The following is a 10,660-nucleotide window of genomic DNA, read 5'->3' on the forward strand; positions in this document are numbered from 1 at the left end:
CCTAAAAAATCTGGGCGCAAATACGCCAAGGCGCATTTGATTGTTTTTTACCATAGACTATTACAATCATTTCTGATATTATTATCAAATAGTTACCCTCGATAACTATTTAAAAAAAGGAGTGAACTCCAATCGAAACATTTCAATTGTTTTTTCAACAATTAACACAAATGTACCGGCCTTTTGAGAGTAAGCTGAATGTTGAACTTGGTAAACATCAGCTTTATCGTGCGCAATGGTCGATTCTTTATTATATTGTAAATTTTGGCTCCCCCACACTCGTGGAAATTTCGAATTACCTCGGTGTTGAAAAGCCTACAGTTACAAGAACCATTAATCGTTTAGAAGAACTTGGATATGTAGAACACATCCCTGGAAAAGACAAACGAGAAAAGAGAATGCAGCTTACTAATCTCGGGAAAAAAGTTTATCAGGATGTCCGAAAAACGGTTGATGAATTTGAAATAGAAATAATAAAAGGTGTTTCTGAGAAGGAACTACTTGAGGCTATACATGTTATGAAAGCAATACGGAACAATTTAATAAAGTAGGAGGAGTTTCAACTTGGAAAATCAAAAACTTTGGACGAAGGATTTTATTATCGTTTCCTCCATCAATTTTTTCTTAACATTTGTCTTTTATCTTTTGGTTGTCATCATTGCCGTTTATGCAGTTGATGAATACGGTGCTTCTACAAGCCAAGCTGGGCTTGTTACTGGAATATTTATCGTAGGAACGTTAATTGGTCGCCTTTTTATCGGACGATTTATTGATTTGATTGGTCGTAAAAAAACATTATTTATTGGATTGGTTTTATTTACTATTACGACCTTCTTATACTTCGTACATGCTGGAATCACGTTTCTTCTCATCAATCGTTTCATTCACGGGATTACACTTGGTATTGCCAGCACAGCTACTGGTACAATCGTCGCACAAATCATTCCCCCAAAACGCAGAGGTGAAGGAATTGGTTATTTCAGTATGAGTGCGACATTAGCAACAGCAATTGGTCCATTTATCGGATTGTTTATGTCTCAGCATACGAGCTACCAAGTTATCTTCAGTCTATGTCTAGTTATTGGCGTCATTGGATTACTCACTTCGCTCATATTGTATGTCCCACCACTTGAGAATGAAACAAATCAAAATCAAGAGAAAAAAGGCTTTTCGATTGCTCAATTTGTTGAACCAAAGGCACTTCCAATTGCATTTGTTACGTTGGCGATTTCACTTTGTTATGCAAGTGTTCTTTCATTCATCAATTTTTATGCGATCGAAATTGAGTTAGTGACGGCAGCAAGCTTTTTCTTCCTTGTCTATTCAATTGCGGTTCTCATCTCACGTCCTTTCACTGGTCGTTTGATGGATATAAAAGGAGCTAACTATGTCATGTATCCGGCCTTTTTTATACTAGCGATTGGGATGTTTCTCTTAAGTATTGCTCATAACAGCGTTACCCTTCTTATTTCTGGTGCGCTTATTGGTCTTGGATTTGGAAATATGCAGTCATGTACCCAAGCTGTCGCGATCAAGTTGACTCCAGCACATCGCATGGGACTTGCGACTTCAACTTTTTATATCTTTTTAGATGCTGGACTAGGATTTGGTCCTTATCTATTAGGTTTTCTTATTCCGTTAACCGGGTACAGCAAGCTGTATTTCATTTTAAGCATTATCGCTTTGTTAACCATTGTTCTTTACTTCTTCATGCACGGAAAAAAAGAGGCAGGTCAAAAAAGTCCAACAACATCAATCTCCATGTAAAAAAGAAGCCTTGCCCAGTGATTTGTTGGGCAAGGCATTGTTAGTTTCGGTTTCGGATTCCGTCTATAACAAAATTGACAAGCTTATCTACTTCTTGGTCGATATCCATTTTTTCTTGGGATGGTAAAAGAACAAAATTCGTGACGAGAAAACCACCGAAAGTCGTCAAAAGCATATCTTTCAATAAATGGGTTGGTAAATCTTTTATTTCCCCGCGGTCCTTAAACAACTCAATGGCTTGAGTAATCCGCTTTGCCACACTATCCGCAAAAAATGGAGCAATTTCTTGGCGTAAGGAGTCACTATATAATAATTCCTTCACAATGATTTGAAAGATTTCTCTATTTTCGATGACGAATTCAATCCTATTTTTAAAGAGCCCTTTTAAAAAGTCTTCGAAATGGAGGGTCTCCTCAGTTAACACCTCTTTAAACACATTTTCGGCTATACTTGGTAATGCCTCCTTTAGAAAAGGAAGGATGACTGAAAGTAATAAATTATCCTTCGTGCCATAATGACGAAAAATGGTACCTTCTGCTACTCCAGCAGCTTTTGCAATCTCATTTGTCGATGTATTAGCATAACCTTTTTCCGCAAACATTTGGATTGCTGTTTCAATGATTTTCTGTTGTTTGTCGGTTTGTTTTTTTGATAATTTGGTTTGTTCGATTAGGGCATCTAATAGATTATCCTTAGACACATTCTTTCACTTCCTTAGTTACAATGCGCGGTATTTTTTCAACGCAAATACGTTTAAAACGATAAAAATAGTAGCGAATACGGCCAATGCTAAAAGGTTCAAGCTTATATCGGTGAATCCTAAGCCTTGATACATAACTCCCTTTAATGCATCTGCAGCATAGTATAGTGGCATAACTTTCGCGATTGCTTGAAGCCAGTTCGCCATTCCTTCAAGTGGGATGATGCCCGAAAAGAAGATTTGTGGAATAACTGCCACTGGAATGAATTGTACCATTTGAAACTCAGAAGCCGCAAAAGCGGATAGTAGGATTCCTAAGGATAGCGCAACTAACGCCAAAAGTAAGTTGATTACGAGTACATTCCAAATCGAGCCAACTAAGGTCACGTCTAACACTGAAATGGCAAAAAAGACAACAATCACCGTTTGTATAATCGCGAAGATCCCGAACCCGACTAGATAGGCTGTGACAATTTCCCCTCTTCGAATCGGAGTTGACAAAAGACGCTCCAACGTTCCCGTTGTTCGTTCTTTTAACAAACCAATCCCAGAAATTAAAAACACAAAAAAGAAGACAAAAAACCCGATTAAAATGGGACTCAGCACATCAAAAAAGACTGTTTCATCGCTGCCGTATACATAGTTTGTTTCAGGTTCTTTTTTGGGCATTTGGCCTAGGTTAGGTATTTGACTGACTAGCTTATCCTGTGTCTGAGCGGCAAATACTTGATTCACCTTCATTTGTAACGCTTTTGCGGAAGTTGGGTCACTATTTGTTAGTGTAAGTACGATCTGCTCATTGTTCATTACTAGCAATGCATCTAGCTCGTGTTCAAGAATCGATTCCTTAGGATTGGTCGCTTGTTCTAACTCTACGAGGTCAATATCATTTTCTTTCAGTGCTTCTAAAAGGGTATCATCAACATCCACAACTCCCAAGGTTGGTTCTGATGAATCCCCATTAAACATGACATACATAAGGGTTAGTATTAATAGTGGAGCTACAAATAATAAGGCCAGTGTCCGCTTGTCACGAAGCAGCTGCTGAAAGATTCTTTTTATAAGTGCAAAAATCCTCATTGTTTCGCCCTCCCCGCATGTAAAAATACCTCATCGAAATTACTTGCTTGGTACGTTTTTTTCAATTCTGTTGGGGTACCTCTAGTTAAAATTCGACCATCCCGGACCATTGCAATATAATCGCATCGTTCCGCCTCTTCCATGACATGAGTTGTGACGATGATTGTTTTACCTTCATCTCTTAGTCGGATTAATTCATTCCAAATAATGAGTCTTAACTCAGGGTCAATACCAACAGTTGGTTCATCTAAAATGAGCATTTTCGGATTTTGAATTAAGGCGATGGCTAGTGACAAACGGCGTTTCATTCCCCCAGAGTAGGCAGAGACCTTTTTATTTAAATCATCGGTAAGGTTCACGAGTGTTGCCGTATATGCAATTCGTTCTTTTGTTTGAGCTCGATTTAACTTATAAAGTGCAGCAAAAAAGGCGAGATTTTCCTTCCCCGTCAGCTCTGTGTAAAGTGCATCGGCTTGGGCCATATAACCGATGTCCTGCAACAGCTGCAAATTGGGCATTTTCTTTCCAAGCACTTGAATAGATCCATCGTCAGGAGAATCCATCCCAACAATCATTTTGACCAACGTTGTTTTACCCGCTCCTGAAGGCCCTATAAATCCATATATACTTCCTTCCTTGATGGAAAGTTCGATTTCATTTAACACGACATTTTTTCCAAAGCTTTTACTAACTTTTTCAATTTCTATCGTATTGGTCATTATAATACCTCCCTTTTAACCTAAAAATGAGTGATTACTCACATTATGGCCCTATCTTCTAATCCCGTCAATATAAAAGTGAGTATTCACTTACAAATTTTTTTTGAAGTTAGGACATTCGAACAAGCACATTGTTCCTCTCGTTCATACGATAGACTAAGGGAGGTGACAACTATGGACTTGCTACAATTTTTAAATGAAAATTATTATATGTTGGTTCCAGCTCTTTGGGTAATTGGTTATTTTCTTAAGGCTACTCCTAGTATTCCAAATTGGTCGATTACATGGATTTTATTAGGTATCTCTTTAGTAGGTGGCACATTTTTCTACGGGTTTACTGCAGAGGCTGTCTATAATGGAGTAATTGCAGCTGGGGTTGCGGTTTTCGGTCATCAATTGTATAAACAAACGGCTGAGGCAAGATTCACAAAAAAATAAGTACACACGAATGCACTAATCTATTTTCACTCATAAAAATAGCAAAACGCTTGGTTTTTTCCAAGCGTTGTTTGTGTGTTTCACTTTATTGATTTTTGTACCAGACGAACCAACCTTTATCTTTGCTTTTCGATACAAAAATTTGGCCATCTGATGCAATGTCACTTTTTCCTTCCCATCTAGGAAAATGCAATTCGACTAACCAAGATTTATCCGCGATTTCTTTACCACAATAATTGGAGGACATTTGATATTCCTTTGCCACATTTTCATCTAATGGCTGTGCTGTAACGACTTCCCAATCAGCATAGTGATTTAAGTAGTCACTCTCCCCAAAGGTACGGGGGATAATGGTTTCTAAAGCCTTTAAAAGCTCATCTTTATAAATCACCGTTGTGTTCTCTAACTGGCTTACATTTGGACATTCAACATTCGCCTGTGCACCGACATAGTATGGGAAAAAGATGACAAGAGTAAGCAGGGATATTACTACTTTTTTCATATTATTCACCTCAGGTAGTAATATCCCAATATTTTACACGGATTATGCGTGCAGCTCATGATATTTTTTCATTAAATCTGCTAAATCTACTAGTAATAGCTTTTTACTTTCTTCCATTTTCACAAGTTCTGTGTACCGTTTTACTTGGATAATGGCTTCTTCAGCTTGCTCCTTTTTATTTAGTAGGACATAAGATCTTGCCAACGCCTCATATCCATACCCAATATAAAATGGAGCTAACTCTGCATTTTTACTAATTTCTACACATCGCTCTGCATAGTATAGAGCCTGCTCTCCATTTTCAGCTACTGCATAAACCCGAGAAAGCTGCCAATATCCTATTGATAGATTTTGTTCGGTATGATCATGTACCTGCGTCCAGTGCCAAAACGAGGTATGACATAGGTGAATCATTTCCTCTGTTTCATTGACCGTACGATCTGATTTTTCAAGGATTTCCCACACTTTGTTGAAGCATTCTGTTGCTAATTGCTTATGAGATAGATTACTCATTATATTCTCCTCAATATCCTTACTTTACTTCGTTCTCTGCTTCCCATTTTGCAACTTCTTCTCTAACGCGTGGTGCTACTTCTTTACCCAATAGTTCGATTGAGCGCATAACATCTTCATGCGGCATTGTGCCGACAGGGCAATGCAGCATAAAACGTGTGACTCCTACATTTTTACGTAGGGCAATAATTTTATTGGCAACATACTCAGGGTCACCTACATATAACGCACCCTCAAAGCTTCGGGCAAAGTCAAAGCTTTCACGTGTATACGGCCCCCAGCCACGCTCCTGTCCTAATTTACTCATTGCTTGTGCAGTTGATGGGAAGAACTTTTCCGCCGCTTCTTCCATCGTTTCTCCAACAAACCCGTGGGAATGAGAAGCAACTGCTAATTTTGAGAAATCATGCCCCGCATGAGTAACTGCCCTCTTATATAATTCAACAAGTGGTGCAAATTGAGTCGGTCTGCCGCCAATGATCGCTAGGACTAGTGGCAATCCTAATAGCCCTGCACGAACAACTGATTCCTGGTTCCCACCACTTCCAATCCAGATTGGTAATGGATCTTGAACAGGTCTTGGATAGATTCCACGGTTATTGATGGATGGTCGATGCTTCCCTTGCCAAGTTACTTTTTCTGACTTTTGAATGTGAAGCAATAGATCCAACTTTTCTTCAAAAAGCTCATCGTAATCCTGTAAATCATAGCCAAACAGGGGGAATGATTCGATAAAAGAGCCTCTTCCTGCCATAATCTCGGCACGACCATTTGAAATGGCATCAAGTGTTGCGAAATCCTGAAACACTCGAACCGGATCAGCCGAAGAAAGTACAGTAACTGCACTTGTTAAGCGAATTTTCTTAGTTTGTGAGGCTGCCGCTGCAAGTACCATTGCTGGTGCTGAAGCTGCATAATCCTCCCGATGATGCTCTCCGACTCCAAAAATATCCAAGCCCACTTGATCGGCAAGCACAATTTCCTCCACAACCTCACGAATTCTTTGTGCATGACTGATGACCTCGCCAGTTCGTGGATCTGGTGTTGTCTCAACAAAAGTACTAATTCCTATTTCCAATGTCTGTACCCCCAATAGTAAATTCCTTATGATAGTTCCTACTTTATAACTACCTCTATTATTTAATATTGTAAGTTCTGATGCAAATTTTTAGGATTTGAAGCAATCATATAAAAATGAATGGAACGAATAATGCATGCACCAAGTCTAATAAGTAGACAGTTGCTAGAGCCGGACTAACCAGTCATGTCTAAATAGATATATTCATTGTAAAATAAAAGCTAACGAAGGGAGTGGTCCTTTACAAATGTCTATTTTTAAATCCTTTTATAAGAGTTCAAAGTCCAATGGACATTCCTTTGAAGCACTCATCAAAAAGGAACAGGAAAAACTTTATAGAGTAGCTTATTCTTATGTAAAAAATGAACAAGATGCTTTAGACATCGTACAGGATGCAATCATAAAGGGCTTCAAATCCTTTGATAGATTAAAAGAGATCGGTTATTTTTCAACATGGATTACTAGAATTCTTATCAATACAGCAATTGACCATATCAGAAAATCTAAAAATATTATACCCCTAGAAATGGACTGGTTCGACCCCGGCCGGAATGATGAAAATAAAACAGTCATGGCAATGGATATCGAGCTTGTCTTTGAACAGTTAAAACCACACCAAAAATCATTGCTTCTTTTACGTTTTTATTATGGTTACTCCATTAATGAAATCTCTGAGATTCTTGATAAACCTGAAGGTACAATTAAGTCCCAATTACATCGGACACTTCAATTGGTAAAAGAAAAACTTGAAGACGGAGGAGATACATATGGAAAAGCTTCATCAAGATATTAAAAGTATGGTAGATCACGTTACCGTCCCTACTGATAAGCTTAATGAAACAGTCCAAACAGCCCTATTATCTGGAAACAGGCAGCGAAAACGCTATTTCTTTCAGATGCCTACTATTATGGCTAGTATTGCTTCCCTATTTATTTTGGCAATTGGCGGGGTATTGTTTACTTCATATTATTTTGGACCTGAAGACCATTTTAACGGTAAGAAAGGAACAGAAGGAGTTTCGTACACTGATAGTATTTTTTATAATGTCGGTGATGCTGGACTTAAAAGAATGGCCATGGAAGGAAAGACAAAGAATCTATCACTAGAGTCAGAGGATCAGGGATTAAAGGTTATCCTTGAGGAAGGGTATCTTGACAGCCAGCGAATGGCTATTTCCTATCGTTTAGAATTAACTGGTTCAATGGAATTCATTAAAGAAACTTCCATTTCTTTAGACCTGTATGTTGACGGAAATTACAAGAGTAACCCAATCTACAGTGGAATGCATACAAATACAGTGTTCGATACAGGTGATGTTTTTCAGTTTGAAACATCGGAAGGTTTTCCGGAAAATCCAGAGATTGAAATTCATATTACATCAATCAATAATGTCGAAGGAAATTGGTCATTCACATTCGATTTACTGAAGGAAAAAGAATTTATCAAAAAATCAAGTGTTGCTAAAAAAGAGGACAAGAAAGGTAACTACTTTGCTGTCAACCAAGCTCGTCTTACTCCATCCCACTTACAATTAAACACAGGAACAAAACTAAAATTAGAAAAATCCTACCCAGAATTAAGTCATTATGACATTAAGGTGGTCGCACTTGGCTCGGACGGAATAGTATATCTAGACAATCAGAGCAGAAGGGGCGGCAATGATTCATATGACCTTGACGCTCCTGAACTAATGATAAATGAAAAGGTTGAAATTCCAAGAAAAAGTAATTCATATTTATATAAAATAATTCCGTACATTGTAACCTATGAGGGAGAAAAGGTAACTGATAATGGATATATATGGGATGAAATTACTGTGCCATTTAATCATGGGGCCATCTTAGAAACTGATTCTAAGATTAAAGTAGCCGATATTAAAAATGAACCCGGAAGAACTATCGTTTATTTTGAAATGGATGCCTTATTGCCGATTTTCCCGATAATAAGAGATCGCAGTAATGAGATAGACTATCAAGCTATTTCTTATAAAAAACATGATCGCCTTCTTGAGGTAACTTATCCGAAAGTAAAGAATCCGGAATCCTCGCAATTATTAATGCATGATGCTACTTACGAAGTGTTTTCGGATTTAGAGCTTGAAATAGATTTAAAATAATTTTAAATTAGGGCCAACCGATACACCGGTTGGCCTCTGAATTTCATACAAGTTAGCCATAAAATCTAGAAAATGGAATATTATGTATAAATACAAAACCTTTTACTGTATAATACGTATAATATATAGAGAAGCTTCTTTTTTCCAGACCCTTGATACTATATTAGTAGGAGTGATGAAAATGCAATTAGTTCCTGAAAAAATTCGCGTACCACTCTCTCATTTCAAATTCACTATATTTGAAACAGAATCTCTCAGCGTTTTTTTCTCAGCATTCCGACTTAAAAGTTACTTCCTTCTTCTACTCTCGCCGATTGGATTAGGAGCATCAGCCTACTTAGCACAAATGTCAATTGAGCTTGGAACACTCGGTCCTTCAGTCGGATTGTTTTTACTAAGTCTATTACTCTTACTACCTTGGACACTCGTACCAATTACATTCCTATTTACAACCTTCAAGACAAAAACATGGCAACGCATACTGTCATGGGCATATGTTGTGCTGCTTCTTGCTTCTTATATTTATTGGTTGGTTTTCTTTCTATAATGATAAGGACTATAACTGCGAGTAACAAAAAAATCGTGTCTACCCCATCGGTAAACACGATTTTTTAAATCTTAAAGTTTTACAGTCCATCCAAACGGATCTTCTTTTGTACCGTTTTGGATACTAGTAATTGTATCGTATAGTTTTTTGGATAGTTCTCCTGTCTCACCGTTGTTAATGTTCATTTTTTCATTATTGTAGAATAGTTCTCCTACAGGTGAAATAACAGCAGCTGTTCCAGTTCCAAAGACTTCCTCAAGTACACCATCATTATAGGCCTCTTGAATTTCATGAATCGAAATTTTTCGTTCTGTTACAGGTACATTCCAGTGTTTTAAGAGTTCAATAATTGACTTTCGAGTGATTCCATCGAGAATACTACCGTTTAATGCCGGCGTAATCACTTCTCCATTGATTTTAAAGAAGATATTCATGCTTCCTACTTCTTCAATATATTCTCTATCTCTACCGTCAAGCCATAATACTTGAGAATACCCGTTTTCACCTGCAATTTCTGATGCTAATAAACTCGCAGCATAGTTTCCTGCTGTTTTTGCATCACCTGTTCCTCCTGCAACGGCACGAACATATTTATTTTCCACAGCAATTTTTACAGGATTGATACCCTCTTTATAATAAGAACCAACTGGGGATAAAATAATCATAAGTTTATAGTTTTTAGCCGGATCGACGCCAAGATGTGCTTCCGTAGCAATCATAAATGGTCGGATATACAAGGAAGTACCTGGAAGATTCGGAACCCAATCTCTATCGATTTCAATCAGCTTCTTCAAAGCATGAAGGGCAAATTCTTCGTCAAACTGCGGCATGACTAAACGCTGGTTAGACTTATTGAATCTTTTCATGTTTTGATCTGGTCTGAATAATAAAATTTCCTCATCCTTTGTACGATAGGCTTTTAATCCTTCAAATACGGATTGACCATAATGAAACACAGTTGCAGCAGGATCTAAAGGAATTGATTGATATGGAACAATTCGAGCATCGTGCCAACCCTTTCCTTCCGTATAATCCCACATAAACATATGGTCAGTGAAGCTAGTTCCAAACACCAACTGATCAAATGGAGGAATTTCTTTTTTCTGAGTTGTAAGGGTGATGTCAAGTTTTAAATCTGTCGTCATGTTAATCCCAGCTTTCGTTTAATATAAATCAGAATAATTATCGAAATCTTATAT

At 37.7% G+C, this 10,660-nt stretch carries 13 protein-coding genes; 6 read left to right on the forward strand and 7 right to left on the reverse strand.

Features of this window, described 5'->3' with window-relative positions; genetic code table 11:
* The first annotated feature begins 146 nt into the window (after positions 1-146).
* Both V7112_RS05715 and V7112_RS05720 read left to right on the forward strand, forming a co-directional pair.
* Positions 147-551 (forward strand): MarR family winged helix-turn-helix transcriptional regulator, encoded by a 405-nt coding sequence (locus tag V7112_RS05715; protein WP_335416603.1) that lies wholly within the window; start codon positions 147-149, stop codon positions 549-551.
* Between the two features lie 13 nt (positions 552-564).
* On the forward strand, positions 565-1,767 hold the full coding sequence (locus V7112_RS05720; RefSeq protein ID WP_335416605.1) for an MFS transporter: 1,203 nt from the start codon (positions 565-567) through the stop codon (positions 1,765-1,767).
* Between the two features lie 40 nt (positions 1,768-1,807).
* Here the strand turns inward: V7112_RS05720 and V7112_RS05725 are convergent, their stop codons facing one another.
* Genes V7112_RS05725 through V7112_RS05735 form a run of 3 tightly spaced genes read right to left on the reverse strand, consistent with a single transcriptional unit; the run spans position 1,808 to position 4,266 of the window.
* Entirely contained in the window at positions 1,808-2,467 is a 660-nt protein-coding gene (locus tag V7112_RS05725; RefSeq protein ID WP_335416606.1) for a TetR/AcrR family transcriptional regulator, read from the reverse strand.
* An 18-nt stretch (positions 2,468-2,485) separates the two neighbouring features.
* Positions 2,486-3,547, reverse strand: a complete 1,062-nt coding sequence (locus tag V7112_RS05730) for an ABC transporter permease (RefSeq protein WP_335416610.1) — start codon at positions 3,545-3,547, stop codon at positions 2,486-2,488.
* On the reverse strand, positions 3,544-4,266 hold the full coding sequence (locus tag V7112_RS05735; RefSeq protein WP_335416612.1) for an ABC transporter ATP-binding protein: 723 nt from the start codon (positions 4,264-4,266) through the stop codon (positions 3,544-3,546). The genes V7112_RS05730 and V7112_RS05735 overlap by 4 nt, the downstream gene beginning before the upstream one ends.
* A gap of 174 nt (positions 4,267-4,440) precedes the next feature.
* Here V7112_RS05735 and V7112_RS05740 point away from each other — a divergent pair, with 174 nt between their 5' ends.
* Positions 4,441-4,704, forward strand: coding sequence for a phage holin family protein (locus V7112_RS05740; RefSeq protein WP_335416614.1), 264 nt, complete (start codon positions 4,441-4,443; stop codon positions 4,702-4,704).
* A gap of 85 nt (positions 4,705-4,789) precedes the next feature.
* On the opposite strand, the gene V7112_RS05745 is transcribed toward V7112_RS05740, so the two are convergent.
* The 3 genes from V7112_RS05745 to V7112_RS05755 are packed head-to-tail and all read right to left on the reverse strand — an operon-like array spanning position 4,790 to position 6,797.
* A complete protein-coding gene (locus V7112_RS05745) occupies positions 4,790-5,206 on the reverse strand; it encodes a hypothetical protein (RefSeq protein WP_335416616.1) in 417 nt (138 codons plus the stop codon).
* 42 nt (positions 5,207-5,248) lie between these two features.
* The gene (locus tag V7112_RS05750) at positions 5,249-5,719 is read right to left on the reverse strand and encodes a hypothetical protein (RefSeq protein ID WP_335416618.1); all 471 of its coding nucleotides are present in this window, start codon (positions 5,717-5,719) and stop codon (positions 5,249-5,251) included.
* A gap of 19 nt (positions 5,720-5,738) precedes the next feature.
* Positions 5,739-6,797 (reverse strand): LLM class flavin-dependent oxidoreductase, encoded by a 1,059-nt coding sequence (locus V7112_RS05755; RefSeq protein WP_335416620.1) that lies wholly within the window; start codon positions 6,795-6,797, stop codon positions 5,739-5,741.
* Positions 6,798-7,044: 247 nt separating this feature from the next.
* On the opposite strand from V7112_RS05755, the gene V7112_RS05760 reads away from it, so the two are divergent.
* The 3 genes from V7112_RS05760 to V7112_RS05770 all read left to right on the forward strand — a co-directional run bounded on the left by V7112_RS05760 (position 7,045) and on the right by V7112_RS05770 (position 9,461).
* Positions 7,045-7,590: a sigma-70 family RNA polymerase sigma factor gene (locus tag V7112_RS05760; protein WP_335416621.1), complete on the forward strand. Its 546-nt coding sequence runs from the start codon at positions 7,045-7,047 to the stop codon at positions 7,588-7,590.
* Entirely contained in the window at positions 7,565-8,914 is a 1,350-nt protein-coding gene (locus V7112_RS05765) for a DUF4179 domain-containing protein (RefSeq protein WP_335416623.1), read from the forward strand. Before V7112_RS05760 ends, V7112_RS05765 begins: the two co-directional genes overlap by 26 nt.
* A 181-nt stretch (positions 8,915-9,095) precedes the next feature.
* Positions 9,096-9,461, forward strand: a complete 366-nt coding sequence (locus V7112_RS05770) for a hypothetical protein (RefSeq protein WP_335416625.1) — start codon at positions 9,096-9,098, stop codon at positions 9,459-9,461.
* Positions 9,462-9,532: 71 nt separating this feature from the next.
* Here the strand turns inward: V7112_RS05770 and V7112_RS05775 are convergent, their stop codons facing one another.
* Complete coding sequence (locus tag V7112_RS05775; protein ID WP_335416627.1) at positions 9,533-10,606, reverse strand: branched-chain amino acid aminotransferase; 1,074 nt, start codon at positions 10,604-10,606, stop codon at positions 9,533-9,535.
* Positions 10,607-10,660 lie beyond the last annotated feature (54 nt).

The sequence above is a fragment of the Bacillus sp. JJ1566 genome, assembly GCF_036962685.1.
GTDB lineage: Bacteria > Bacillota > Bacilli > Bacillales > Bacillaceae_L > Ferdinandcohnia.

Bases quoted from the DNA above. Each gene is read 5' to 3' on its own strand.
- V7112_RS05730 (WP_335416610.1), bottom strand. From the start codon at position 3,547: ATGAGGATTTTTGCACTTATAAAAAGAATCTTTCAGCAGCTGCTTCGT.
- V7112_RS05735 (WP_335416612.1), bottom strand. From the start codon at position 4,266: ATGACCAATACGATAGAAATTGAAAAAGTTAGTAAAAGCTTTGGAAAA.
- V7112_RS05740 (WP_335416614.1), top strand. From the start codon at position 4,441: ATGGACTTGCTACAATTTTTAAATGAAAATTATTATATGTTGGTTCCA.
- V7112_RS05745 (WP_335416616.1), bottom strand. From the start codon at position 5,206: ATGAAAAAAGTAGTAATATCCCTGCTTACTCTTGTCATCTTTTTCCCA.
- V7112_RS05750 (WP_335416618.1), bottom strand. From the start codon at position 5,719: ATGAGTAATCTATCTCATAAGCAATTAGCAACAGAATGCTTCAACAAA.
- V7112_RS05760 (WP_335416621.1), top strand. From the start codon at position 7,045: ATGTCTATTTTTAAATCCTTTTATAAGAGTTCAAAGTCCAATGGACAT.
- V7112_RS05765 (WP_335416623.1), top strand. From the start codon at position 7,565: ATGGAAAAGCTTCATCAAGATATTAAAAGTATGGTAGATCACGTTACC.
- V7112_RS05770 (WP_335416625.1), top strand. From the start codon at position 9,096: ATGCAATTAGTTCCTGAAAAAATTCGCGTACCACTCTCTCATTTCAAA.
- V7112_RS05775 (WP_335416627.1), bottom strand. From the start codon at position 10,606: ATGACGACAGATTTAAAACTTGACATCACCCTTACAACTCAGAAAAAA.